This is a genomic window from Micromonospora tarapacensis, assembly GCF_019697375.1.
Lineage (GTDB): Bacteria > Actinomycetota > Actinomycetes > Mycobacteriales > Micromonosporaceae > Micromonospora > Micromonospora tarapacensis.
This window is the reverse complement of the sequence record NZ_JAHCDI010000004.1, coordinates 4,668,484-4,692,771: the sequence shown is the minus strand read 5'-3', so window position 1 is coordinate 4,692,771 and position 24,288 is coordinate 4,668,484. Positions and strand designations below refer to the sequence as shown.

Here is a 24,288-nt window from a genome sequence, read left to right as displayed (position 1 = left end):
CCCGCCGGCCGGTTCGGAGCAGGTTCCGGTCGGCGTGGGTCAGTAGGCGGCGACCGGTGCCCGCCCGACGATCACCGCTGGGATCTCCCGGGTCTGCTCGGTGCCGGCGAGCGCGGTCAGCGGCAGCACGGACTCGTCCTGCTCGGCCGCCGGCAGGAGCGCACCGGACGCCTCCTCCCGCAGGCTGCGTGCCGCGGCGGCGGCGAGTTCCGCGGCCCGCCAGGCGGTCTGCTCCCGTTCCCGGGCGTCCTGCCGGCGGGCGTGGAGGTGGTCGCGCACCGCCCGGCGGAGCATCAGTTCCTGCTCGACCGGGTGCAGCCGGGGATCCCAACCCCGGTGCGCGAAGACGTCGCTGAGCTGTTCCACCGACAGTTCCCGCCGCCAGTACGCGTCCAGGGCGGCTCGGTGCAGCCAACGCTCGCGGTCGGCGTACTCGGCGGGGGTGCGCGGGGTCTGCGGCAGGGCAGGCCGGCGGCGCCCGACAACCGGCGGACACCGGCCTCCGCCACCTCGTACGCCTGCCATGCCCGCTCGGCCTCGTCCTGGGCGGCCAGCCACTCGTCGCGTCGGCGGCGTGCCGTCGCCTCGGCCCGGCCGGCGGCCACCGTCACCTCTTCGGCCCAGCGGTCCTGGTCGCGCTGTTCGTCGGAGTGCGCCGGCCGGCCCGGCAGCGCGGCCTCGCGGATCCGGGTGCCGGCGTCGAAGCGGAGGAGTCGGGGGCGTAGCAGCAGGCCGGCGACGGCGAACGTCACCAGGCCGAGCAGGCTCAGCCAGATCGCGGCGGCCCGTGGCAGGTCGAGCAGGACGGAGGAGAGTGCGGTTCGCATCATCAACACCTCGGGGTCGGGTTGAGGTTCGTCGACTGTGGTGGGCGGGGCGGCGAGGGCTGGTCGACCGAAGCGGCGCGGGTACGCCTCACTGGTGCCGATCCGCTTGTCGTCGCGGGGGAGGTCCGGTGGCCGGTGAGCGTCGCCGGCACGACGGGGTCGTGCTGCCGTGCGCCGATGGGGCCTCGCGCCGGATGTGGCGCCGTCGAGAGCCGTCGGTCAGGTGGCGGGTGGCCCGCGCCGCGTCGGCTCGCCCTCGCCGGCGGCGGAGTGCGGGGCGGCGACGGGCCGAGGGCCGGCGATGGCCGTGGCGATCACCGGGCGCGGCATGGTGCTGCCCGCGGCGGGGTGGTGCCGGCGCGCTCGGAGCGGGCCGATGGAGCGATCGCGGTCGCCGCCCGCTCGTGCCAGGCCGGGGCCGGGTTGGCCACCCGGTCGGGTGCCGCGGCGGGCCGGGTGGCGACGGCCGGAAGCTCAACCGTGCTGGGCCGGGCCGGCAGATCGGCCGCGATGCCACCGAGCCCGACGGCGAGCACCAGTGACGCCAGGGCCAGCCGGGTCAACCCCCGCAGTGCGCGCAGCGTCGCCGGCCACATCGGACGGGCGAGCACGAGGGACGGCACGGGTTCAACCTATCCCCGTGGCCGGAGAACCGCACCGCCACGACCGGCCGCGGATCGTGAAGCGCACCACGTCGTCCGGTTCGGACGCCCCCGGTCGGCGGCGTCGCTCGTGCCCGGTCGGCAGGTCAGTGATCGGCGGCGCCGGTCACCGGCTCCTTGGTGAACAGCGCCAACAGGTCGCCGACCTGGCGGTCGGCCTCCGCCGGGTGGCGGAACCGGCCGGTCGGGTTGAGGGTGTACTCGTTGCGCCGGCCGACGCGGGTGCGGTGCAGGTAGCCGCCTGCTTCCAGGTCGGCGACGATCGCCTGGGCGGCGCGTTCGGTGACGCCCACCTCGGTCGCGACGTCGCGAAGCCGGGCGGTGGGGTTACGGGCGATGGCGAGTAGTACGTGAGCGTGGTTCGTGAGGAAAGTCCAGTTCCGGGTGCTTTCCCGCTCGCCAGTGGTCGCCATGTTCGCCATCGTATGACCTGCCGTTCGGGTGCTCGGGCCGCGCCCGTCTCGCGCGACCCCACCCGCCATGGGCGAGCGCCGACGGACACATGAAATGTATATCACGCATAGCTTGACGTGCCTTGCGCTGCGTGTGACGGTGATGGCAGCCCGCGACCAGCGTCGGCCGGGATGACCAGGCATTCCACCGAGAGACGAGGTGAAGCCGGATGAGCCGACCCGGATCACTCGGCGCGCAGCCGGGACCGGAACGGGAGTTCCTGACCGCAGACCTGCCCGGCGCCCCGCGGCTGGCGCTCGCCGAGCTGATCGCCGGCAATCAGCGATTCGTCACCGACGGGCTCCGGCACCCGAACCAGAACGCCGGGCGCCGGGCCGCCGTCGCGGCCGAGCAGCACCCCTTCGCGGTGATCGTCGGCTGTTCCGACTCCCGGCTCGCCGCGGAGATCATCTTTGATCGCGGGCTGGGTGACCTCTTCGTGGTCCGGACCGCCGGGCACACCGTCGGTCCCGAGGTGCTGGGCAGCGTGGAGTACGCGGTGACGGTGCTGCGTACGCCGCTGGTGGTGGTGCTCGGACACGACTCGTGCGGTGCCGTGCAGGCGGCGCGCGCGGCGGTGGCCACCGGCATCGCACCCACCGGTCACCTGCGGGCCGTGGTGGACGCCGTGGTGCCCAGCCTGCGTCACGCCCAGGACGCCGGGGTGGAGGATCTGGACGGGATCGTCGACATCCACATCGCGCAGACCGTCGAGGCGATGCTGGCGTCCTCGGCGGCACTCGCCGCCGAGGTGGCTGCCGGGCGCTGCGCGGTGGTGGGCATGTCGTACCGGCTGGCCGCCGGTGAGGTGCGTGCGGTGGCGTCGGAGCCCGCCGACCTGGCCGGCGTGGTGATGCCCGCCGCCTGACCGCCACGTCCCAGGCTCCGCAGCGGAGCGCGAGGGCCGTTCCGCCGGTCGGCGGAACGGCCCTCGGTGCCGGCTCTGGCGGGCGCTCTCAGAGCAGCGAGACGTGGACGTGGTCCGTGTGGTTCGACGGGCCGCTGTAGGAACTCCACCCCGTTGCCGGGAACCAGATCTGCCGGTTCCAGATCACGTAGTAGACGCCCAGCCGGTCGGCGTTGCGGACCAGGAATGCCGCCAGGTTGTTGCCGTAGATCCGGGTGTCGTTGTTGTGCCAGGGGCGGAAGCCGCTGTTCTGCAACGACCAGTCACAGGCCCGGCCCTTGGGGTGCTCGAACCTGTCGCCGGGCCGGAAGCAGCCGACGAACCGGTTGAAGCCGACCCGCTTGACCTCCTTGTACATGTGCAGCGTCCGCGGCGTGATGCACCCCGACGTGGTCGGGTCGTTCTGGCTGCACGACTCGGACTTCCAGCCGCCGTCCGACGCCCGGTTCGGTCCGACGCGGGCCACCGGGGAGGTGGCGTCCACCAGACCGCCGGTGAGGCCGACCCCACCGACCAGCCGGAGCGACTTCTCCGCCTCCGACTTCTTGCGCGCCATGTCGTTGGTCAGCTTCTGCTGCTCGCGTACCTCGGCGTCGAGCGCGAGCTTGGCCTGCTCGGCGCGGAGCTTGACCTCGTTGACCTCGCTCAACTTCTTGTCGTTGACCAGGTTCAGCTCGTCCAGCGCGGAGGCGCGGTCGATGAACGAGTCGGGGGCGTTGCTCTGCAGCAGCATGACGATCGCGCCGACCCGGCCGGTCCGGTACGACTGGGTGGCGATCTCTGCGACCTGCGGGGAGAGCTCGTCGAGATCCGCCTGGGCCCGGCGGACCTCCACCGCCAGCTGGAGCTGCCGCTTCTTGGACTTCTCCAGCTTGGACTTTGCCTTGGAGTAGTCCCGGTTGGTCGTCTCGATCAGCTCGTTGAGCATCGGCGGGTCGTCGTCGTGCTCGGCCGGTTTCGGGTTGTTCGGCGCGGCTGTCGCCGGCAACGGGCCGGCGAACACGGCGAACGCGGCGAACACGGCCACCACGGGTGTCATCCAGCGGCGTAGGGGTGCCGTCACTGTTGTCCCTTCCATCGACCGCCGACCGGGTTAGCTGACGGGTTCGGGACGGAAGTGGTCCCTACCGCTCTCGCGGATTCACCCCACGTACCTGGGTCCCCGGCTCGCCTGACGGCGATTGGGCGGTGGCACCGCAGGCGCCGCTTCACGCCTTCGTCGGTGACCGGCAGTGAGGTTACCCGACAGTCCATCTGTCCTTCTACGCCCCGAACCCGACGAGATACGTCATTTCGTAATCGCTTTGAGTGACCGACGACACGTAAACGAGCCGTATCGGCAGGGGCGGTCACGCTGAGGAGTGTCACCATGCGGTGTCCGTGCTCCTGTTCGGGTCGGGCCACCCGGAGTGGGTGGCGGGGGACGGGTCACGGGTGGGCGGGGTGCCGAGCGCGTGTAGTGCCTCGGCCCGGTCGGTTGCCGGCCGGCGGGCTGCCGGGGCGTGGTCGCCGTTCTTGTCGCCGCCGACGGCTTCGCGGCGTCCGGCGGTGGTGACCACCGCGGCCAGGGCGGTGGTCAGCGGCACGGCGGCAACCAGCCCAAGGGTGGCCACCACGCTGCGGACGATCTCCTGCGCGAGGAACTCGCTGGTGAGGATCTGGCCCAGCGCGCGGGAGTCGGCGGTGAGCAGGAGCAGCAGCGGCAGTGAGGCGCCGGCGTACGCCAGCACGATGGTGTTGACCACCGACGCGATGTGTGCGCGCCCGACGCGGGTCGCCGAGCGGTACAACTCGCGGCGGGAGAAGTTGGGGTTGGCGTGGCGCAGTTCGGTGACCGCGGCGGCCTGGGTGACCGTGACGTCGTCCAGCACTCCCAGTGAGCCGATGATGATGCCCGCAAGCAGCAGCCCGTGCAGGTCGACGTCGGCGCGGAACATCGACAGCGTGGTGGCGTCCTCGCTGCCGAAACCGGTCAGCTCGGTGGCCCCGGTGGCGGCCAGGCCGAGCAGGCCGGTGAGCACCAGACTGCCGAGCGTGCCGAGTACGGCCACCGAGGTCTGGGCGGACACGCCGTGGGTCAGGTAGAGCACCACGAACATGATCAGAGATGCCCCGACGATGGCCACCACCAGCGGCGGCTGGCCGGAGCTGATGCCGGGTAGCACGAAGGTCAGCAGAATGGCGAAGGTGACCGCCAGACCGCCCAGGGCCGCCACGCCCCGCCACCGCCCGAAGGCGACGATCGCCGCGGCGAAGAGCACCCCGAGCCAGATCAGCGGCTTGCCGCGCTGGTGCTCGGCGACGTTGTAGGTGCTGATCGACGGATCCTCCGGATCGATCAGCGAGACCAGGATGATGTCGTCGCCGACCCCGACCCGGGGTGCCCCGGGCCCGGCGGGGATGGGCGTCTGCACCTCCTGGCCGGCGTCCGGACCACTCTGCACCCGGACGGTGACCGTGCCGCACGGCCCTGCCGCCGTGGTCGGGGTGCCCTCCGGAACCTCAGGGCTGGGCGGGCAGGGCTCGCTCACCACCCGGGTGACCGTGCCGTGGTAGCGCGGGGTGTCGTCGGCGGTCTCCGGTCGCGGCGCGTCCCGGGGCCAGAGCACGAGGGCGGCGACCAGGGAGGCGAGGAAGAGGGGGACCACCGTCACGACAAGGATCCGCCGCACCCGGGGTGGGGTGGGCGGAGCGGAACGGGTGTGGTCGGCGCCCATTCGGTGTCTCCCAACGATTCATGACGGAGTACGTGTCGACGGGCGAGACGGTTCAGCGCTGCCGGACGATGGTGGCCACCTGCGGCCCGAGGCGCCCGGGCGTGGCATGGCGGCTGCGTACCGTGAGCCCTGGACGGCGCTGGACGGCCTTCCGGCGTTCACGGGGGCGTGGGCCGGACGGCGGACGCGGGCCGCAGGGCACGGATTTCGGCTGGCCATGGTGTGCGAATGGTAGCCAGCCCGGGTTCGGAACGCAGTTTTCGCGTGGCCTCGTCGGCGGTTCGCGGCAGGCGGTGGTGGGCCGGGGCCGGTCAGCCGCGCTTCATCAGGCGGCCGACGGCGGCCATCATCTCGGTGGCCATCTCGTCGGCGCGGCCCTCCGCGGCGCCTTCGTGCATGCAGTGCCGGGCGTGCCCGTCGAGCAGGCCGAGGGCGACCTTGTCCAGCGCGGCCTGGATGGCGGAGATCTGCGTGAGCACGTCGATGCAGTAGCGATCGTCGTCGACCATCTTCTCGATGCCGCGCACCTGGCCCTCGACCCGGCGCAGCCGGGCGAGCAGTTGGTCCTTGCTGGCGGTGTAGCCGCGGATCGGCGCGGGTGTGGTCATGCGGACAAGCGTAACCTACCCCCCAGGGGTATGGTACCGTCACTGGTGTCAGATACCCCCTGCGGGTACGTTCGATGTTGTGCCCGCCCCACCGGGCGGGTGCGGAGAGGGGCGTCGCCATGGTCACCACCACCACCTATCACGTGCAGGGGATGACCTGCGGGCACTGCGTCAACGCGGTCAGCACCGAGGTCGCCGCGATCCCGGGCGTCAAGGACGTACAGGTCGAGTTGGCCGCCGGCCTGGTCACCGTCATCAGCGACCAGCCGCTGACCGACGACGCGGTGCGCGCGGCCGTCGACGAGGCCGGCTACGAGTTGGCCGGCGCCTGAGCCGGCCGACACCGGCCTCGGTGGGGACACCGGGAACGAGCGGAACCTACGACGGGCACGGCACGCCCGGACACGAGCACGACCGATGGGACCAGCCATGACGACGAGCCGACCGCTGACCACCGCGCCGCACCTGATCGAGCTGGCCATCGGCGGGATGACCTGCGCCGCCTGCGCCGCCCGGATCGAGAAGAAGCTGAACCGGATGGACGGCGTGCAGGCCACCGTCAACTACGCCACCGAGAAGGCGACCATCTCCTACGACGTCTCCGTGAGCCCGGACGACCTGGTCGCCACGGTGGAGCAGACCGGCTACCGCGCCACGCTGCCGGCACCGGCCACCCCGGCCGACGCGGGCGAACCGGCGGACGGGCTGCCCGCCGTGCGTACCCGGTTCTGGGTGTCGGTGACGCTGAGCGTCCCGGTGATCGTGCTGGCCATGGTGCCGGCCTGGCAGTTCACCTACTGGCAGTGGCTGTCGCTGACCCTGGCCGCCCCGGTCGTCGCCTACGGCGGGCTGCCGTTCCACCGCGCCGCGCTGGTCAACCTGCGGCACGGCGCGGCGACCATGGACACACTGGTGTCGCTCGGCACACTGGCCGCCCTGGGCTGGTCGCTCTGGGCGCTCTTCCTCGGCACCGCCGGCATGCCCGGCATGACCCACCCGTTCAGCTTCGACATCGACCGCACCGGCGGCGCCGGCAACATCTACCTGGAGACGGCGGCCGGGGTGACCACGTTCATCCTCGCCGGGCGTTACTTCGAGGCCCGCTCGAAGCGGACCGCCGGGGCGGCGCTGCGGGCGCTGCTGGAGCTGGGCGCCAAGAACGTATCCGTGCTGCGCGACGGGACGGAGACCCGGATACCGGTCGACCAGCTCGCGGTGGGAGACCGTTTCGTGGTGCGCCCCGGTGAGAAGATCGCCACCGACGGGACGGTGGACGAGGGTTCCTCGGCGGTCGACGCGAGCCTGGTGACCGGCGAGTCGGTGCCGGTCGAGGTGGGTGTGGGCGACACCGTGGTCGGTGGCTGCGTCAACGCCGGCGGCCGGCTCGTGGTCACCGCCACCCGGATCGGGGCCGACACCCAGCTCGCCCAGATGGCCCGGCTGGTCGAGCAGGCACAGACCGGCAAGGCCGCCGCCCAGCGACTCGCCGACCGCATCTCGGGGATCTTCGTGCCGATCGTGATCGCCCTGGCCCTCGGCACGCTCGGCTGGTGGCTCGTCGCCGGTGCCGGGCCGACCGCCGCGTTCACCGCCGCCGTGGCGGTGCTGATCATCGCCTGCCCGTGCGCCCTCGGCCTGGCGACGCCGACCGCCTTGCTGGTCGGCACCGGCCGTGGCGCCCAGCTCGGCATCCTGATCAAGGGACCGGAGGCACTGGAGTCCACCCGGCGGGTGGACACGGTCGTGCTGGACAAGACCGGCACCGTGACCACCGGCCGGATGACCCTGCTCGACGTGACCCCCGGCGAAGGTGAGCACCACGACGAGGTGCTGCGGCTGGCCGCCGCGTTGGAGACCGGCTCGGAGCACCCGGTGGCCCGGGCGATCGTGGCCGGTGCCGCCCAGGCGGACGCACTGCCGCCGGTCACCGACTTCGCCAACGTCGAAGGGCTGGGCGTGACCGGCATCGTCGACGGTCGCCAGGTGCTGCTCGGTCGGCCCCGGCTGCTCGGCGAGCGAGGGCTGGCCCTACCGGACGGCATCACACGGGCGGCGACCGACGCGGAGGCGGCGGGACGCACGGCCGTGCTGGTCGGCTGGGACGGCCGGGCCCGCGGCGTGCTCACCGTGGCCGACCGGGTCAGGTCGACAAGCCCGGAGGCGGTACGACGGCTGCGCGCGCTCGGCCTGACGCCGGTGCTGCTCACCGGCGACAACGTCACCGTCGCCCGGGCGGTCGCCGCCGAGGTCGGCATCGACGAGGTGATCGCGGAGGTGCTCCCCGCGGAGAAGGTCGCGGTGGTCGCCCGGCTGCAGGCGCAGGGCCGGGCGGTGGCGATGGTCGGCGACGGGGTCAACGACGCCGCCGCGCTCGCCCAGGCCGATCTCGGCCTGGCCATGGGCACCGGCACCGACGTGGCGATCCAGGCGTCGGACCTGACCCTGGTGCGGGACGACCTGCTGGCCGCGGTCGACGCGATCCGGCTCGCCCGCAGCACCCTGGGCACCATCAAGGGCAACCTGTTCTGGGCGTTCGCCTACAACGTCGCGGCGCTGCCGCTGGCCGCCGCCGGGTTGCTCAACCCGATGATCGCCGGCGCGGCGATGGCCTTCTCCTCGGTGTTCGTGGTCGCGAACAGTCTCCGGTTGCGCCGGTTCCGCCCGGCTTCCTGAGCCCGGACGGGTTGGCCACCGGCCGGCTGGGTATCTGACTGGGCGTAACGACCGAATCCCCGGGAGGCTGCAATGGGTGTCGAGGACAAGTTCAACAACACCACCGAGAACACCACCGGCAAGGTCAAGGAGGGGGTGGGCCGCGCCACCGACGACGAGCGGCTGGAGGCCGAAGGTCGCGGCGACCAGATGCGCGCCAACCTCAAGCAGGCCGGCGAGAAGATCAAGGACGCGTTCCGCAGGTAGTCGGTACGCGACGAACCGCCGGGCCGGCGATCGCCGGCCCGGCGGTCACGTGTCTGGCCGGACGCCTACCGGAGCGGCGGCCGGCCGGCGGTGAGCCGCAGGGTGAAACCGTCGGCGTCGCGGTAGTGGGTCACGTGGTTGCACGACTGGTGGGTGATCCACAGGCCCAACCCGCCCGGCCTCCCGCCGGCGGTGGGCAGCAGCCCGGCGTACGGGTCGTCCGGACCGGCACCGGCGTCACCGACGGTGGCCACGATGCGGTCCGTGCCTGCCCACAGCCGGAAGCGGACCGGAGGCCGGCCGTGCCGGAGCCCGTTGGTGACGACCTCGCTGACCGCGACCACGAAGTCGTCGAACTCGTCGTCCGGCAACGGCCCCTGACCGGCACGGTGCACGGCCGCCCGGGCCTGGGCGGCCGTGGGGTCGGTCAGCTCGACCAGTGGTGGTGCCGTCTGGATCGGGTCGGGCGGCGCCGCGCGATCCTGGCGCAGGAACGCCTCCGGGGCGAGGTAGTCGGCGCTGGGCAGATGCCGACCGCCGGCGGTCGCGAAGCACGGATGGGTACATCCGGATGGCGGCGGTGGGCCGGCCGTAGACGTCGCCACCGGACAGGAACTCGACCTTCGCGTCGGCGGGTAGCGCGGCCCGGACCAGGCCGCCGGTGCGCTCGCCGAGCGCCACGAAGGTGGGCTCGCCCGCCTCGACGCCGCCCACCAGGAACGGCACCACGACGGCGAGCAGTTCCTCGTCCGAGCCGTAGCAGAGGGCCTCGTGGAAGTAGCCGGTGCGCCCGGCGGCCGGACCCGTCCTCATCGCGGCACCTCCACCCGCACGGCCGGCAGGGCGGCGAGCCGAGCGACCCCCGGGCGGAAAGCCCGCAGCACGACGGTGCTCCGGAGATCCTGGGCGTACTCGCTCAGGTGGCTGAGGGCCCGGTGGTCGAGAAGGCGGAGCCCGTCGGCGTCCAGCACCAACTCGTCGTCGGCGGGTTCCAGGCCCGAACGATCCAGCGCGGTGCGGAACAGGTCGGGCCATGGCGCCTGGTCGTTCATGACGGCACTCCGGCTGCGCTCGCTCACGTCACGCGCCCCATCGGTGCAGTTTACGGTGCCGGCCGAGCCGACCGATCCGCAGGACTTTCGGCGGGCGCTGCCGTCGTTCGCCGGCCGGTCCACGGCGCGGACCTGGCTGCTCGCCATCGCCCGCCGGGTCGCCGTCGACCAGGTCCGGGCCGCCACCTGCCGGCCCCGCATCGCCAACCTCGCCGACTGGCAGGCAGCCGCGGAGGCGACACCGGCCGGGATGCGCGCCGAGGTGGCCGGGCCGGCTGACGTCCGGCCGCACGCCGGAGGGGCGGTGCCGTCAGGCGGCGCGGCGATGGTCGCGGTCCCGGCCGTGCCGGGCGTGGGCGGAGCCGTGCCGGGCCTGGGCGGAGTAGGGCGGCAGCAGGCGCAGGGGCGCGGGCTCCTCGGCCTCGTCGAGGCGCAGCCGCCAGCGGGCCGGCTCCGGCCGGCGCCGGTCGCTCGGATCACCGGGCTGCCGCGAGCTGTGCGCCAGCATCGCGGTGATCAGGTAGCCGACCACCAGGAACCCGTGGCTGACGAGCCGTTCCACGGCGACCTGCGAGGCGACGAGGTCGTTCACCGACAGCAGTACGAGGGTGACCACGAAGGCGCTGAGCATCGGCAGCAGCCCCGACGGCGAGGTCCGGCGCAGCGCGACGAACAGGAAACCGGCACCGACCGCGACGTTCCAGGCGGCCGACTCGTGCCACAGGTGTTGGCCGGTGCCGTGCAGGTGCTCACTCAGCTCGGACCGGCCGATCTGGGCCAGCCCGAGGATCAGCTGCACCGCGCCGAGCAGACCCAGCGCGGCGCGCAGCCCGGTGACGACGTTCGCGCGCCCGCCGAGCGTGGCGGCCCAGCGGCTCGGGTCGGCGGCCGTGCGGAGCCGGTGCCAGCGCCGGCGGGGCGGCGGCGCGGCGGCCACGATCGCCCCGGTCAGGTCCGGCAGCGTGGTCACCACCTGGGTACGCGCCCGCCGGGTCACCCCGGCCGCCGATTCCAGCCAGGCTCGGCAGCCGGCGCAGGACTTCAGGTGTGCACCGACCGTGCGCTGCTCGTCCGCGGTGGCCTCACCGTCCAACTGTGCCGACAGGATCTCCCGCCACTGCTCACACCCCATGTACCGGTAGTCGCTCGCCGGCCGGGCATGGTTCCCGGCGGGGCCGCGGGAACCGCCGCCGGCGGCCACCAGTCGGGTGCGGGCGCCGCCGGGGTGGTCAGCGATCGGGCAGGCTGCCGAGCAGGACGGCACGCGCCGAACGGTGGGTCAGACCCTCCGCGACGCTGCCGAGCAGCCGGTCGCCGAGCCCGTGGCCGTGGCGGCCGACCACCAGCAGGTCGACGTCCCGGTCGTCGGCGACGGTCAGCAGCGCGTCTACGGGATGGCCGGTGACGATCTCGGTGGTGGGCCTGGGCAGCCCGGCGGGCAGCCCGGCGGCCCGCTCGTCGATCATGCGCCGGGCCCGCGCCTGGTCCCGCCGGGCCTCGTCGTCGGTCAGGTCGGGACTGGTCACGGTGACCAGGACGAGTTCGCTGGTGGTTCCGGTGAGGGCGTGGGCGACGGCGCGCAGTGCCCGGTCGGAGTGCGGCGACCCGTCCACGCCGACCAGCACCCGGAGCCCGTTGCCGAGCGGCTCGGCCGGCTGGTGGCGTACGTCGACGATCTGCGGGCGAGCCCGGCCCCGCTCGGCGGCGACGGGCACGAACAGCGGGCCGAGCAGCCCGCCCACCAGATACCAGAGCGGGCTGCGGTGCCCACCCCGGGTGACGAACAGCGCCGCCGTGCCCAGGCCGATGGCCAGCCACAGCACCGCGACCAGCGCCACGTACCACCAGTCAGACACGGCGCACCCGGCCGGCGGATCGGTCGCTCGACGCGGGCAGGACGGATTCGGCCATGCCCGCGACTACCCCGGGAGACCGAGGGTAAGCGCACCGTTCGTCGGGGACAGGAGGTTGCGAGTGTCGCGTCCGTTCGTGAACTGGTCCGGCAGTCTCACCTTCACCCCGTCCGACTACGCCGAGCCGGGCGACGAGGACGAGGTGCGGGAACTGGTGCTGCGGGCCCGCGAGGCGGGGACCACCCTCCGGCCGGTCGGCTCGGGGCACTCGTCGAGCCCGCTGGTCCGCACCGACGGCGTCCTGGTCAGTTTGGCTCGGATGAGCGGGGTGGTCGACAAGGCGAGGGAACGGGCCACGGTCCGGGGCGGCAGCCGGCTGAAGGAGTTGGGTGAGGGTCTCTACGACGCGGGGCTGGCGATGGACAACCTCGGCGACGTGGACTACCAGTCCATCGCGGGCGCCACCGCCACCGGTACGCACGGCACCGGCCTCGGCTTCGGCAACCTGTCCACCCAGGTGACGGAGGTGCGGCTGGTCACCGGCACCGGGGATGTGGTGGACGTGTCCCCGACCCGCAACCCCGACCTGTTGCCCGCCGTCCGGCTCTCCCTCGGCGTGTTGGGCCTGGTCACCCAGCTCACCCTCGACGTGCAGTCCCGCTATGAGCTGCGTCGGCGGGCCTGGTGCGCGCCGGTCGAATGGACCCTCGACCACCTGGCCGAGCTGCAACACACCAACCGCAACATGGACTTCTACTGGTATCCGCGCAGCGACCTCACCCAGATCCGCACCCTGAACCGGGCCGACGAACCGCCCGAGAGCCGGATGTGGGCGAACCGCCGGGTGCTGGAGTCCGGCTTGTGGAACGAGCCCAGGGAACTCAGGACCGGGCCGACCCACCGCACCATCCCGCAGAACCGGGAGCTGCGCTTCGAGGAGATCGAGTACATGCTTCCCTCGGAAGCCTTCCCGGCCTGCTTCGCCGAGGTCCGGCGGCGGATCCTGAGCCGGCACCGCCGCACGGTCGGTTGGCGGGTGCTGGTGCGCACCGTCGCCGCCGACGACATCTGGCTCAGCAACGCGTACGGCCGCCCCACCACCACCGTCTCCTGCCTGCAGAACACCTCGTTGCCGTACGAGGAGTACTTCCGCGACATGGAGGCCGTCTTCCGGCAGCACGGCGGCCGGCCGCACTGGGGCAAGAAGCACTGGTTGACCGCCGGCGAACTGCGGCCCCTGTTTCCCCGGTGGGACGACTTCCAGGCAGCGCGTCGCCGCCTCGACCCGGACGGGGTGTTCCTCACCCCCGACCTGGCCCGACTGCTGGAGGGCGCGTGATGGAGCAGCTCGGGGCGCAGGTGTGGGTGGTGCCCGGTGGGCGCATCCCGTTCGGCGGCACCGCCCCGGAACCGGAATTCACCAGCTTCGACCAGCTGTGTGTGCTCAACACCACCGAGTCCGCCGCGGACCTGACCCTGTGTTTCTACTACGAGGACACCGAACCGGTCGGACCGTACCGGTTCGTCGTCCACGCCCGGCGGATCCGGCACGTACGGGTCAACGACCTGATCGACCCGGAGGCCGTCCGCCTCGACCGCCCGTACGGCTGCGTGCTGCGCTCCCCGGTCCCCGTGGTGGTGCAGTTCCTGCGGCAGGACACCCGGCTGCCGGGCACGGTGGCGCTCACCGGCACGATGGCCCACCCCATCGCCTAGCCGGGTCCACCACACCAGTTCACCCCAGCAGGTCGCGGCGCGGAAGCACTCAGGCGACGAGCACGACGGTCATCACGGCGTACGTGCCGAGGAGCACGACTCCCTCGAAGCCGAGCCGGCCCCACCCGCCCGTCTGCCGGACGAGGAGCCCACCGAGCAGGGTGGCGGTCATGAACAGGGCGGTGGCGGTGACGAAGAGTTCCTGCTGGCCGGCGACGTGGTAGATCGACCCGCCCCGGTGGGCGATGTCACCGACCACGAGGTTGAGTGCGTCCAGACTGTTGCCGCCGAGGACGGCGGCGATCGCCAGGGTCGGTGCGCCGCGCCGGACGGCGGCCACGGCGGTGACCGTCTCGGGAAGGGCGTTGATCCCGCCCATCAGGCCGGCACCGACGAAGCCAGCGCCGAGACCGGTGGCCAGGAGCAGGTTCTCGGCGGCCAGCGCGATGACCCATCCGCCGGCGGCCACCAGCAGGCCGACGACGACGAACCGGCGCCACAGCCAGGCCGAGCGTCGACGATCCAGGTCGCCGTGTTCGTGGGGGACGTCGGGGAGGGTCTCGGTGGTGGCGACGGCCTGCCAGGGTGGGCTCGCACCGGCCCGCCGAACGAGGTGCAGGCCGCCGAGGTAGGCGCCGACCATCGCGTACGAGGCCGGGTGCAGTCCGGCGACGGTGGCCCCGGGCGCGAAGCTGCCGAGCAGGGCGAGTGACAGCAGCGCGATGAGCAGCGCGCCGAAGAGCACGTTCGACAGCGACGCCGCCGCGTGTTCGAGGTTCGCCCGGCGGTAGAAGGCGTCGGCCACCGCCACCGCGGTGGTCTGGGCGGCGATGCCGCCGACGGCGTTGCCGTAGCCGAGCTGCGGCTGGTCGCCGGCCGCGGTCACCGCCGTCATCACGATCCCGGACAGCGAGGTGGCCAGCCCGAAGAAGACCGCCCCGAACAGTGCCTCACCCCAGCCCGTACGGTCGGCGAGGGTGTCGCCCAGCGCGACCAGCCGGATGCTGCCGAGCACGGTGACCGTCCCGGCGAGCAGGAACACGCCGATGCTCCAGCTCAGCGGCCAGGAGGTCGTCAGCGTGTCCGGCACCGCACCGCCCGCCCGCGTCGATGCTCAGCCGGCTGACCGGACGAGGGCCGGTGGTTGTTCCTCGTCGGTGGCGGCCGGTGGTGCCGCGCGGGGGCGGCCGGGACGCGCTCCGTGCGCACCGGCGGCCCGGCCGGCCCGTCCGGGTCGCCGGTCTCGCCGCGCCAGTGGGCGAGCCGACCGGCCCAGGCGACCGCCCGCAGCCGGCGTTCCGTGCGCTCCCGCACGTGTGGGGTGGTGACCACGAGCAGCTGGTCACCGTGGCGCAGCCGGGCATCGGGTTCGGGGACGAAGGCGGTGCCGTCGCGTACCACGAGCGTGATCGCGGCCGGCGGGGGCAGCCGCAGCTCGCGGATGTGCACGCCGTGCATCCGGGAGCCCGGTTCGATGTTGAGGTGCAGCAGGTCCGCGTCGATGGCGTCCAGCGGCGCGGACTCGACCTGGAGGTCGGGGCCGAGCCCGGCGGTGCTGAGCCGCAGCCGCTTGGCCAGCCCCGGCAGCGTCGGCGCCTGGACCAGGGTGAACACCACGACCAGTACGAAGACGATGTTGAACAGCTGCCCGCTCCCGTCGACCCCGGCCACGACCGGAATGGTGGCCAGCACGATCGGTACGGCGCCGCGCAGCCCGGCCCAGGACAGCAGCAGCTGTTCCCGGAGCGGAATCCGGAAGGGCAGCAGGGTGATCAGCACCGACAGTGGCCGGGCGAGCAGCAGCAGCACGAAACCGATGGCCAGGGCGGGCAGCACGGCGGAGGGCAGCTCGCTGGGGTTGGCCAGCAGGCCGAGCATGACGAACAACCCGATCTGCGCGATCCAGCCGAGCCCTTCGGCCACCGACACGGTGGCCCGGCGGTGGGCCAGATGGGCGTTGCCCAGGATCAGGGCGGCGAGGTAGGCGGCGAGGAAGCCACTGGCCTGGGCGAGCCCGGCGGCGGCGAAGGCGAGGATGCCGCAGGCGAAGGTGGCGATCGGGTACAGACCCGAGGCGGGCAGGGTGAGGCGGCGCAGGAACCAGACGCCGGCCGTGCCGATCGCGATGCCGACGGCGCCACCGGCGCCGAGCTGGTAGATCATCTGCACGAGCAGTGCCAGCGGGCTGGTCGCGGTCAGACCGGTGGCGCTGAACGCGAGCGCCAGGATGACGGTGGGTGCGTCGTTGAGCCCGGACTCGGCCTCCACCAGCCCGGCCAGCCGCCGCGGTAGCGGCAGGGTGCGCAGCACCGAGAAGACGGCCGCCGCGTCGGTGGACGACACCACCGCCCCCAGCAACAGGGCCAACTGCCAGGAGACGTCGAGCAACAGGTACGCGCCGAGGGCGGTGACCCCGACGCTGATCAGCACCCCGACGGTGGCGAGCGCCGTCGCGGGGGCGAGCACCGGACGGATGTCGGAGAAACGGGTCGTCAGGCCACCCTCGACCAGGATCATCGCGAGGGCCGCCGTGCCGAGGGCCTGGGCGAGGGCGGCGTCGTCGAAGCGCAGGCCGACACCGTTCTCGCCGAGCAGCAGCCCGACCCCGAGGTACGCCAGCAGCACCGGTATCCCGACCCGGGTGGCCACCCGCGCGGCGGCGACGCTCACCAGTACCGTCGCGGCTGCGGCGATCATCAGCAGGTAGACCTGCTCCAGGGTCATCGCCGTACCCGTTCCACGCAACGTCGACCCATGCTTCCGCTCCCTCAAACCTCGCGTCGGCTTCCGGAGGTCGCCGACACCCGCCCCCACGAGTCGCACAGCGGTCACCGCCCGGCCTCACCGGCCAGGCGGTGGGCCGTACCGCGGCATACCCCCCGGCTCACGTTACCGGGCGGGTAGCCGCCAAACGCTCAGCGTGAACAGGCACACTCCCGATGGCGACGATTCGTGGCCCGCTTGCCGGCGCCGGCATCGGTCGCGCGACCATGGCCCGGTCAACCCGTACGACGAGGACAACGGGAGCCAGCTGATGAGCGGTACGACGGCGCAGGGTACGGACCGGCTGACCGCCTGGGAACGGCTGACCGCCGCCCCGCTCACCGTGCTGTCGGTGATGTTCCTGGTGGTCTACGCGGCACCGATCCTGGATCCCGACCTGGATCCGACCTGGCGGGCGGCCTGCACCGCCACGACGGTCGCCGTCTGGCTGCTGTTCTGGGCCGACATCATCGTGCGGCTGGGGCTGGCCACGGACCGGCGGCGATTCGTCCGGGGCCACCTGTTCGACCTCGTGGTGCTGGCGCTGCCGATCCTTCGGCCGCTGCGCGCGGTGCGCCTGATCATGATCGTGCTGACCATCAACCGCCGTACCGAGGTGTGGGCGCGCGGTCGGCTGGCGGTCTACGTCGCCGCCACCACCGCGCTGCTGGTGCTGGTCTCCGCGCTGGCGGTGCTGGACGCCGAGCGTTTCGCGGCGGAGGCCAACATAACCTCCTTCGACGACGCGCTGTGGTGGTCGACGGTCACCATCACCACCGTCGGCTACGGCGACTACTACCCGGTGACGACCATGGGGCGGTTCGTGGCCCTCGGTCTGATGATCGGCGGGATCGGGCTGATCGGTTTCGTCACCGGTTCGCTGGCGACGTGGATCGTCGAGCGCGTCTCGGCCGCGGCCGACAAGCCGGCGGCGGTGACCAGCGACGACGTGGCTGCGCTGCGTGCCGAGATCGCCGCCCTGCGCCGCCGTCTCGGCACGGACGCGGAGGCGGAGGGGCGCACCGCCGGCTGACCGGCCACCTGATCAGGCATTCCGACCTGCGAAGCGGGCGTCGTCCCGCAGGATGGTAGACGCTGCGCCCCGCCGGGCGCCCCGCAGCGGCAACCCGGCCCGGCGGCACGCGGGTCCGTTCTCTGATCCTCAGCGGGGTGGCGGTGACGCTCGAACAGTCGGCTGGCGAGTCGCGTGAGGACGAACACCACGGCATGTCCGGCCACGAGGTCGTGCTGCTGCTGGAGACGGACCCGCAGCGCGGTCTGAGCGGCGCGGAGGTAGCCCGTCGGCTCGATCGGTACGGCCGCAACGTGCTGCCCGCCGCCGGCGGCGCCAGTGTGCTGCGCCGGATCCTGCGGCAGTTCCACAACCCGCTGATCTACGTGCTGATCGCCTCGGGCGTGGTCACCGCGATCCTCGGGGAGTACGTCGACTCCGCGGTGATCTTCGCGGTGGTGCTGATCAACGCCGGGATCGGGTACGCCCAGGAGTCCAGGGCCGAGGCGGCGCTGGACAGCCTGCGGTCGATGGTGCGTACCGAGGCGCGGGTGGTCCGCGACGGCGAGGCGCGGACGGTTTCCTCGGACGAGCTGGTCCCCGGCGACCTGGTGCTGCTGGAGGCGGGCGACAAGGTGCCGGTGGATCTGCGGCTGGTCCGGCTGGCCGAACTGCGGGTCGACGAGTCGGCGTTGACGGGCGAGTCGGTGCCGGTGGACAAGTCGGAGGCGGAACTGCCGGTCGGGACGCCGGTGGCCGACCGGCGCAACATGGTCTGGTCGGGAACCCTGGTCGCGGCCGGCACCGGCACCGGGATCGCGGTGGCCACCGGCGCCGACACGGAACTGGGACAGATCCACCGTCTCGTCGGTGCGGCGGAGGTGCTCGCCACACCGCTGACCCGCAAGCTGGGGCGGTTCAGCCGGGTGCTGACCGTGGTCATCCTGGTGCTGGCGGCGGTGACCTTCGGGGTCGGGCTGCTCCGCGGCCAGGACGCGGTCGAGACGTTCACCGCCGCCGTCGCGCTCGCCGTGGGCGCGATCCCCGAGGGGCTGCCGGCGGCGGTCACCATCACGCTGGCCATCGGCGTGACCCGGATGGCCCGGCGGCGGGCGGTGATCCGCCGCCTACCGGCGATCGAGACGCTGGGCAGCACCACGGTCGTCTGCTCCGACAAGACGGGCACCCTCACCGAGAACCAGATGACCGTCCGGGCGCTGTGGACCCCGGACGGCGGGTACGAGGTGACCGGCTCGGGCTACCGGCCGGCGGGGGAGATCCGCGACGACGGCCGGGGCGGCGAGGCGCTGCGCTGGACCCTGTTGGCCGGCGCGGGTTGCAACGACGCCCGGATCCGCGAGCAGGACGGCGGGTGGACGCTGGCCGGCGACCCGACCGAGGGCGCGATGCTGGTGGTCGCGGCCAAGGCCGGGATCGACCAGGACGAGTTGGCGGCCGACTGGCCGCGGCGGGACACCATCCCCTTCGACTCGGCCCGGCAGTTCATGGCGACCCTGCACGACGAGCGGGCCACGGACCGTGCGGTCGTGCTGGCCAAGGGAAGCGTCGAGCGGATCGTGTCGATGTGTCGTGCCGAGATGGCCGCCGACGGGGCACTCCGTCCGGTACGGGCCGAAGCCGCCCTGCGCGCGGCGGAGGAACTGGCCGGCCGAGGGCTGCGGGTGCTCGCCACCGCCGTACGGCCGCCGGACGGCCCGGACGGCTTCGACGCGGCCTCGCTGCCCGGCACCCTGGTCCTCACCGGGTTGCAGGCGATGTTCGACCCGCCCAGGAGCGCCGCCGCCCCGGCGGTGCGGGCCTGCCACACCGCGGGGATCGACGTCAAGATGATCACCGGCGACCATGCGGCGACGGCCGGCGCCATCGCCCGTCAACTCGGACTGCTCGACGAGGACCGGCACGACCGGGTGGTCACCGGGACGGATCTCGACGGGTTGCCCGCGGAGCGGTTCTCCGACGCGGTGGAACGGGCCGCCGTCTTCGCCCGCGTCTCCCCGGCACAGAAACTCCGGTTGGTGGAGACGCTCCAGGAGCGTGGCCACGTCGTCGCGGTGACGGGTGACGGGGTCAACGACGCCCCGGCGTTGCGGCAGGCGAACATCGGCGTCGCCATGGCGCGCTCCGGCACCGAGGTTGCCAAGGAGGCAGCCGACATGGTCCTCACCGACGACGACTTCGCCACCATCGAAGCCGCGGTCGAGGAGGGTCGCGGAGTCTTCGACAACATCACCAAGTTCATCGTCTGGACGCTGCCGACGAACCTGGGCGAGGGACTGGTCGTCCTGGTCGCCGTCGTGCTGGGTGCCACCCTCCCGTTGCTGCCCACCCAGATCCTGTGGATCAACATGACCACCGCGGTCCTGCTCGGCCTGACACTCGCCTTCGAGCCGAAGGAGACCGGCATCATGCGACGGCCACCCCGTGACCCGGGCCGGCCGTTGCTCACCGGCGCGTTGACGGTCCGGATCCTGCTGGTGGCCGCGCTGCTGGTGGCCGGCGCGTGGTGGGTGTTCGAGTGGGAGCGGTCCAACGGCGCGGACGTCGCCCAGGCGCGTACGGCGGCGCTCAACCTCTTCGTCGTGGTCGAGATGTTCTACCTGTTCAGCTGCCGGTCACTGACCCGTTCGGCATGGCGGATCGGGTTCTTCACCAACCGCTGGCTGCTGCTCGGGGTGGCGGCGCAGGCCGGCTGCCAGCTCGCCATCACGTACCTGCCCCCGCTGAACGGCATCTTCGGTACGGCACCGATCGGGCTGGACGTGTGGCTGCGCATCCTGGGTGTCGGGGCCGTCGCCGCCGTCGTGGTCGCCGTCGACAAGCGGCTGCGCCGGAACCTCGGTTGAGCCCGCCCTTCCGACGGCCGCGCCCGCCCGTCGGGCTCAGGACCAGAGCGCACCGGCGAGGGTCACGCCGACGAAGGCGGCACCGAGGCCGGCAACGACGCTGACCCCGGCGTTGAGCAGCGCGTGCCGCCGGGCCCCGTCCTCGTAGAGACGGACGGTCTCGTAGCCGAAGGTCGAGTAGGTGGTCAACGCCCCGCACAGGCCGGTGCCGAGCAGGGCGACCAGGGAGCCGGGTACCGCTCCCACCGCGGCGCCACCGATCAGGACGCCGAGGATGAACGAGCCCGCCATGTTGACGGTCAAGGTGCCCCAGGGGAAGGAGGAGCCGTGGTGGGCCTGCACCGCCCGGTCCACCAGGTAGCGCAGCGGCGCGCCGAGGGCGGCCCCGAGCGCCACCAGGATCACGCTCATCCGGCGCTCCGCTTCCGGACCACCCCGGTCGCCAGCCGGGTCAGCGTCACGCCGATGCGCACCGACGCGAGGGCGGCGACGAGAGTCCCGGCGAGATACAGCAGCCCGGTCCGCGTCGCGCCGGCGGCCACCGCCTGCTGCACCTCGACGGCGTACGTGGAGAAGGTGGTGTAGCCGCCGAGGATGCCGACGCCGAGGAAGGGCCGGACCAGCCGCGGTGCCTGCCACGCCTCGGTGATCAGCACCATCAGCACGCCGATGAGCAGGCAACCCGAGACGTTGACGGCGAAGGTGGCCCACGGAAATCCCCCGGGCGGGTGTGGAAACGCCACGGCCAGCCCGTGCCTTACCACCGCGCCGACCATGCCACCGACGGCGATCGCGGCGAGCAGGCTGGCGGCGCCACCCCGCAGTTCCGCGCGTTGGCGCGGGACATCGAGGTCGACATCCGGATCGGTGGGCGGTCGTTCGGGCCGCACAGCTCACCCCCTACCGGTCCGCGGGTGCCCCCAATGCCCAGTTGCCGAGGATAGCGCCGGGCGGAGGTAGGGTGCGCCGGGTGACCGTACTGCGTTCGGTGCTGCTGTTCGTCCTGGCCGCGGTCGCCGAGATCGGCGGGGCCTGGCTGGTGTGGCAGGGCTGGCGTGAACACCGGGGGCTGTGGTTCGTCGCCGCCGGGGTGCTGGCCCTGGGTGCGTACGGCTTCGTCGCCACCTTCCAGCCCGACCCGAACTTCGGCCGGATCCTGGCCGCGTACGGCGGGGTCTTCGTCGCCGGTTCGCTCGCCTGGGGGATGGTCTTCGACGGCTTCCGCCCGGACCGGTGGGATCTCACCGGCGCGGCGATCTGCCTGCTCGGCGTGGCCGTCATCATGTACGCCCCCCGCGGCGCCTGAGGTCCGGCACCTGGGGCATACCCGTCACCTTGGCTTGCGCCGGCCGGTACTCGGAAGCCGGACCGCCGCCGGACTCCGCCGCCGGCCTGCGGGCTCGGCGATTCGGCGCGCCGACAGGGCTGGACCGTCGCCGCGGGCCACCCCCGACTGACCGATCGGGCGGCCCGAACGGGCGCGGCGCGGAGGTGGCCGTGACGGGCCGGGCTGTCCTGTCGCCACCGACCGGACCGGGGCACGTTTGCGCCCGGCGGCCACGGGAACGGGGCGGCATCGAGAGTCAGGAGCGGCAGATGAGCGAACCCGCGTCGGGCGAGACCGTCGGGGAACTGGAACTCGTCCACGCCTTCACCGGGCCGATGCCGACCGGGGTGAGCGTCTCGCACGCCGGCCGGATCTTCGTCAACTTCCCCAGGTGGGGTGACGAGGTGCCGGCCACCGTCGTCGAGCTGCGTGACGGCGACGAGGTGCCGTACCCCGACGAGGCCCGGAACCGGCCGGGCGGCGACGACGACGCGGAGGCGTTCGTCTCGGTGCAGAGTGTCGTCGTCGATCCCGCCGATCGGCTCTGGGTGCTCGACACCGGCAGCCCGATGTTCCGGCCCACCCGCCCCGGTGGCCCCAAGCTGGTCCGGATCGACCTGGACACCGACACGGTCGCCCAGGTGATCACCTTTCCGGCGAACGTGGCGCTACCCACGACGTACCTCAATGACGTGCGGTTCGACCTGCGGCGCGGTGCGGCGGGGGTGGCCTACATCACCGACTCGGCGGTCGCCGGCCCGAACGGGATCATCGTGGTCGACCTGGCGACCGGAGCGTCGTGGCGGCGACTGCACGACCACCCGTCCACCAAGGCGGAGCCGCTGTCCCGCTTCCGGCCGTTGGTGGAGGGGCGGCCGTTCCTGCAACGGCCGCCGGACAGGCCGGCGGAACCAGTGATGATCGGCTCCGACGGCATCGCCATCTCCGCCGACGGCGCTCGGCTCCACTACTGCCCGCTCGCCTCGCGCCAGTGGTACAGCGTCGCCACCGACGCCCTCGCCGACGTCTCGGCCGGCGAGGCCGAGGTCGCCGCGACCGTGGTCCACGAGGGCGACAAGGGCACCGGCTCCGACGGCCTGGAGAGCGACGACGCCGGCCGGGTCTACCTGACCTCGTACGAGCACAACGCGGTGCTGCGGCGCCGTCCGGACGGCGAGTACGAGACGGTGGTGCACGATCCCCGGCTGCTCTGGCCCGACACCATGTCGCTGGCCGTCGACGGGCACCTCTACGTCACCGCCAACCAGCTGCACCGGCAGCCCGGCTACCACGGGGGAAAGGATCTGCGCCGTAGGCCGTACCTGCTGTTCCGGACCCGGATCGACGCCGGACCGGTGCTGCTGCGCTGAGACCGGGTCCGGCCGGCCGGCCCGACCCGGCCGATGTGATGATCACTTTTCGGCTGCTCCGCCGCCGGCGCGACGACGCCGGAGCAGGACCACCGCCGCGCCGGCGACCAGGGCGACCAACACCCCGGCCAGCGGCGCCACGGTGCCGGAGCCGCCGGACGAGCCGCTGGCGGCGGGGCTGGCAGCGGCGGCGGAGGTCGGTGCGGCGCTCGGAGTCGCCGCCGGTTCGCTCCCCGCAGGGGTGGCGCTGGGGGTGGGTTCGGCGGTGGCCGTCGGGTCGGCGACGGTGAACTTGTACGACCCCTGCACGGGATGCCCGTCGGCGGAGACCACCCGGTACCCGACCGTGTAGGTGCCGTTGGCCAGTGGCGCCTCGATGGTCACCGTGCCCTTGGCGCCGGTCACGTCCGGCTCGCCGGTGGCCACCTTCTGCTTGCCCGCGTCGCTGAGTGTGATGGTGGTCAACGACGGGTTGAGCTTCTGCATGAACTCCAGCGTGATCCTGCTCGGCGGGGTGGTGAGTTCGGCGTCCTGGGCGGGCGTCGCCTTGCGCAGCGCGTTGTGCGCGTACGCGGGGGAGGCGGGCGGGACCAGCAGAGCCGCGGCGGCCAGGACGGCGGCGAGGAGTCCGGCGGTGAGCGGTCGGCGGAGACGGATGAGCATGCTGGTCATTCTCCTCGTCAGTCGAGCAGTTGCTGGCCGACCCAGCAGCCCTCCGGGCACCCGGGCGGTACGGCGAAGACGGCGGAGCCGATCGGGGTGGTCCGCTCGTCGAGCAGGTCCCGCTCGGCGAGCGGTCGCTGGATGGGCAGGAACTGGGTCGCGATGTCGGCCTGGTACGACGCGAAGATCAGGCCGCTGTCGGCGGTGCCGTCGGCGGTCGGTGTCCCATCGTAGTTGTAGGGGCGGCGCAGGATCCGGAACCGGTCGTCGGTGACGTGTGCCCGGGCCAGCAGGTCCCCGCCGGACCAGTTGGGTTGCAGCCCGGTCGATGGCGAACGGGGCAGGTCGGTCACCGAGGGCGGGCGACGGTCGTCGAGACCGGCGGCGGCGAACAGGCCCGGGCCGAAACCGAAGGTGATGGTGAGCCGGGCGGGCAGCAGCCCCAGTTCCGGCTCGGTGTCGGCCAGCGCCGGCCGGCCCTGGGTGAGGCGTGCCGCGCCGGCGGTTGGCGAGGCGGGTCGGCGCCGACCCTCCGGCGTGACGCAGATGCGACCCTGAAACCGCGTCAGTGCGCC

General features: G+C 72.9%; 25 protein-coding genes, 2 pseudogenes and 1 riboswitch. Of the genes and pseudogenes, 11 read left to right on the top strand and 16 right to left on the bottom strand.

Annotated elements, in window-relative coordinates:
- Window positions 1-39 precede the first annotated feature (39 nt).
- The 4 genes from KIF24_RS33550 to KIF24_RS27450 all read right to left on the bottom strand — a co-directional run bounded on the left by KIF24_RS33550 (window position 40) and on the right by KIF24_RS27450 (window position 1,911).
- Entirely contained in the window at window positions 40-366 is a 327-nt protein-coding gene (locus tag KIF24_RS33550) for a hypothetical protein (protein WP_230415938.1), read from the bottom strand.
- Window positions 294-827: a hypothetical protein gene (locus KIF24_RS27460; RefSeq protein ID WP_230415937.1), complete on the bottom strand. Its 534-nt coding sequence runs from the start codon at window positions 825-827 to the stop codon at window positions 294-296. Before KIF24_RS27460 ends, KIF24_RS33550 begins: the two co-directional genes overlap by 73 nt.
- A gap of 314 nt (window positions 828-1,141) precedes the next feature.
- The gene (locus KIF24_RS27455; protein WP_221086493.1) at window positions 1,142-1,450 is read right to left on the bottom strand and encodes a hypothetical protein; all 309 of its coding nucleotides are present in this window, start codon (window positions 1,448-1,450) and stop codon (window positions 1,142-1,144) included.
- A 125-nt stretch (window positions 1,451-1,575) separates the two neighbouring features.
- The gene (locus KIF24_RS27450) at window positions 1,576-1,911 is read right to left on the bottom strand and encodes a helix-turn-helix transcriptional regulator (RefSeq protein WP_221086492.1); all 336 of its coding nucleotides are present in this window, start codon (window positions 1,909-1,911) and stop codon (window positions 1,576-1,578) included.
- A 200-nt stretch (window positions 1,912-2,111) separates the two neighbouring features.
- Between KIF24_RS27450 and KIF24_RS27445 the strand changes: the two genes are divergently transcribed.
- A complete protein-coding gene (locus KIF24_RS27445) occupies window positions 2,112-2,810 on the top strand; it encodes a carbonic anhydrase (protein ID WP_221086491.1) in 699 nt (232 codons plus the stop codon).
- Between the two features lie 88 nt (window positions 2,811-2,898).
- Here KIF24_RS27445 and KIF24_RS27440 read toward each other — a convergent pair whose 3' ends face one another.
- The 3 genes from KIF24_RS27440 to KIF24_RS27430 form a co-directional block, all read right to left on the bottom strand.
- On the bottom strand, window positions 2,899-3,912 hold the full coding sequence (locus KIF24_RS27440) for a coiled-coil domain-containing protein (RefSeq protein WP_221086490.1): 1,014 nt from the start codon (window positions 3,910-3,912) through the stop codon (window positions 2,899-2,901).
- Window positions 3,913-3,915: 3 nt separating this feature from the next.
- Window positions 3,916-4,047, bottom strand: a riboswitch (cyclic di-AMP (ydaO/yuaA leader).
- Between the two features lie 166 nt (window positions 4,048-4,213).
- The gene (locus KIF24_RS27435; RefSeq protein WP_221086489.1) at window positions 4,214-5,566 is read right to left on the bottom strand and encodes a YibE/F family protein; all 1,353 of its coding nucleotides are present in this window, start codon (window positions 5,564-5,566) and stop codon (window positions 4,214-4,216) included.
- Window positions 5,567-5,877: 311 nt separating this feature from the next.
- Complete coding sequence (locus tag KIF24_RS27430) at window positions 5,878-6,174, bottom strand: metal-sensitive transcriptional regulator (protein WP_088986622.1); 297 nt, start codon at window positions 6,172-6,174, stop codon at window positions 5,878-5,880.
- Window positions 6,175-6,293: 119 nt separating this feature from the next.
- On the opposite strand from KIF24_RS27430, the gene KIF24_RS27425 reads away from it, so the two are divergent.
- The 3 genes from KIF24_RS27425 (at window position 6,294) to KIF24_RS27415 (ending at window position 9,093) form a co-directional block, all read left to right on the top strand.
- Window positions 6,294-6,506 (top strand): heavy-metal-associated domain-containing protein, encoded by a 213-nt coding sequence (locus tag KIF24_RS27425; RefSeq protein ID WP_221086488.1) that lies wholly within the window; start codon window positions 6,294-6,296, stop codon window positions 6,504-6,506.
- An 85-nt stretch (window positions 6,507-6,591) separates the two neighbouring features.
- A complete protein-coding gene (locus tag KIF24_RS27420; protein WP_407939966.1) occupies window positions 6,592-8,847 on the top strand; it encodes a heavy metal translocating P-type ATPase in 2,256 nt (751 codons plus the stop codon).
- Window positions 8,848-8,919: 72 nt separating this feature from the next.
- Window positions 8,920-9,093: a CsbD family protein gene (locus KIF24_RS27415; protein WP_221086486.1), complete on the top strand. Its 174-nt coding sequence runs from the start codon at window positions 8,920-8,922 to the stop codon at window positions 9,091-9,093.
- A gap of 65 nt (window positions 9,094-9,158) precedes the next feature.
- Here KIF24_RS27415 and KIF24_RS34805 read toward each other — a convergent pair whose 3' ends face one another.
- A complete protein-coding gene (locus tag KIF24_RS34805) occupies window positions 9,159-9,698 on the bottom strand; it encodes an ATP-binding protein (RefSeq protein WP_331461306.1) in 540 nt (179 codons plus the stop codon).
- A gap of 538 nt (window positions 9,699-10,236) precedes the next feature.
- Between KIF24_RS34805 and KIF24_RS27405 the strand changes: the two are divergent.
- Window positions 10,237-10,413 (top strand): annotated as a pseudogene (locus KIF24_RS27405) (RNA polymerase subunit sigma); the annotation flags it as partial.
- A 42-nt stretch (window positions 10,414-10,455) separates the two neighbouring features.
- On the opposite strand, the gene KIF24_RS27400 reads toward KIF24_RS27405, so the two are convergent.
- Both KIF24_RS27400 and KIF24_RS34800 read right to left on the bottom strand, forming a co-directional pair.
- Window positions 10,456-11,277 carry a zf-HC2 domain-containing protein gene (locus KIF24_RS27400; protein WP_221087578.1) on the bottom strand — a complete coding sequence of 274 codons (822 nt, stop codon included), beginning with the start codon at window positions 11,275-11,277 and terminating at the stop codon, window positions 10,456-10,458.
- A gap of 97 nt (window positions 11,278-11,374) precedes the next feature.
- Window positions 11,375-12,001, bottom strand: coding sequence for a universal stress protein (locus KIF24_RS34800; RefSeq protein ID WP_221086485.1), 627 nt, complete (start codon window positions 11,999-12,001; stop codon window positions 11,375-11,377).
- Between the two features lie 118 nt (window positions 12,002-12,119).
- Between KIF24_RS34800 and KIF24_RS27390 the strand changes: the two genes are divergently transcribed.
- Entirely contained in the window at window positions 12,120-13,337 is a 1,218-nt protein-coding gene (locus KIF24_RS27390) for a D-arabinono-1,4-lactone oxidase (RefSeq protein ID WP_221086484.1), read from the top strand.
- The gene (locus tag KIF24_RS27385) at window positions 13,337-13,714 is read left to right on the top strand and encodes a sensory rhodopsin transducer (RefSeq protein ID WP_221087577.1); all 378 of its coding nucleotides are present in this window, start codon (window positions 13,337-13,339) and stop codon (window positions 13,712-13,714) included. Before KIF24_RS27390 ends, KIF24_RS27385 begins: the two co-directional genes overlap by 1 nt.
- Window positions 13,715-13,763: 49 nt before the next feature.
- Here the strand turns inward: KIF24_RS27385 and KIF24_RS27380 are convergent, their stop codons facing one another.
- A complete protein-coding gene (locus KIF24_RS27380; RefSeq protein ID WP_221086483.1) occupies window positions 13,764-14,804 on the bottom strand; it encodes a sodium:calcium antiporter in 1,041 nt (346 codons plus the stop codon).
- A complete protein-coding gene (locus tag KIF24_RS27375; protein WP_221086482.1) occupies window positions 14,789-16,438 on the bottom strand; it encodes a potassium/proton antiporter in 1,650 nt (549 codons plus the stop codon). The genes KIF24_RS27380 and KIF24_RS27375 overlap by 16 nt, the downstream gene beginning before the upstream one ends.
- Before the next feature lie 310 nt (window positions 16,439-16,748).
- Between KIF24_RS27375 and KIF24_RS27370 the strand changes: the two genes are divergently transcribed.
- Both KIF24_RS27370 and KIF24_RS27365 read left to right on the top strand, forming a co-directional pair.
- Entirely contained in the window at window positions 16,749-17,510 is a 762-nt protein-coding gene (locus KIF24_RS27370) for a potassium channel family protein (RefSeq protein WP_221086481.1), read from the top strand.
- Window positions 17,511-17,704: 194 nt separating this feature from the next.
- The gene (locus KIF24_RS27365) at window positions 17,705-20,353 is read left to right on the top strand and encodes an HAD-IC family P-type ATPase (RefSeq protein ID WP_221087576.1); all 2,649 of its coding nucleotides are present in this window, start codon (window positions 17,705-17,707) and stop codon (window positions 20,351-20,353) included.
- A 36-nt stretch (window positions 20,354-20,389) separates the two neighbouring features.
- Here the strand turns inward: KIF24_RS27365 and crcB (KIF24_RS27360) are convergent, their stop codons facing one another.
- Window positions 20,390-20,764: a fluoride efflux transporter CrcB gene (gene crcB / locus KIF24_RS27360; protein WP_221086480.1), complete on the bottom strand. Its 375-nt coding sequence runs from the start codon at window positions 20,762-20,764 to the stop codon at window positions 20,390-20,392.
- A complete protein-coding gene (gene crcB, locus KIF24_RS27355; protein WP_221086479.1) occupies window positions 20,761-21,243 on the bottom strand; it encodes a fluoride efflux transporter CrcB in 483 nt (160 codons plus the stop codon). Before crcB (KIF24_RS27355) ends, crcB (KIF24_RS27360) begins: the two co-directional genes overlap by 4 nt.
- An 80-nt stretch (window positions 21,244-21,323) precedes the next feature.
- On the opposite strand from crcB (KIF24_RS27355), the gene KIF24_RS27350 reads away from it, so the two are divergent.
- Complete coding sequence (locus tag KIF24_RS27350) at window positions 21,324-21,659, top strand: YnfA family protein (protein WP_221086478.1); 336 nt, start codon at window positions 21,324-21,326, stop codon at window positions 21,657-21,659.
- A gap of 290 nt (window positions 21,660-21,949) precedes the next feature.
- Window positions 21,950-23,050, top strand: coding sequence for an L-dopachrome tautomerase-related protein (locus tag KIF24_RS27345; protein WP_221086477.1), 1,101 nt, complete (start codon window positions 21,950-21,952; stop codon window positions 23,048-23,050).
- A gap of 42 nt (window positions 23,051-23,092) precedes the next feature.
- Here KIF24_RS27345 and KIF24_RS27340 read toward each other — a convergent pair whose 3' ends face one another.
- Both KIF24_RS27340 and KIF24_RS27335 read right to left on the bottom strand, forming a co-directional pair.
- Entirely contained in the window at window positions 23,093-23,713 is a 621-nt protein-coding gene (locus KIF24_RS27340) for a copper resistance CopC family protein (protein ID WP_221086476.1), read from the bottom strand.
- Between the two features lie 17 nt (window positions 23,714-23,730).
- A pseudogene (locus KIF24_RS27335) lies at window positions 23,731-24,210 on the bottom strand (Dyp-type peroxidase domain-containing protein); the annotation flags it as partial.
- Window positions 24,211-24,288: the final 78 nt, after the last annotated feature.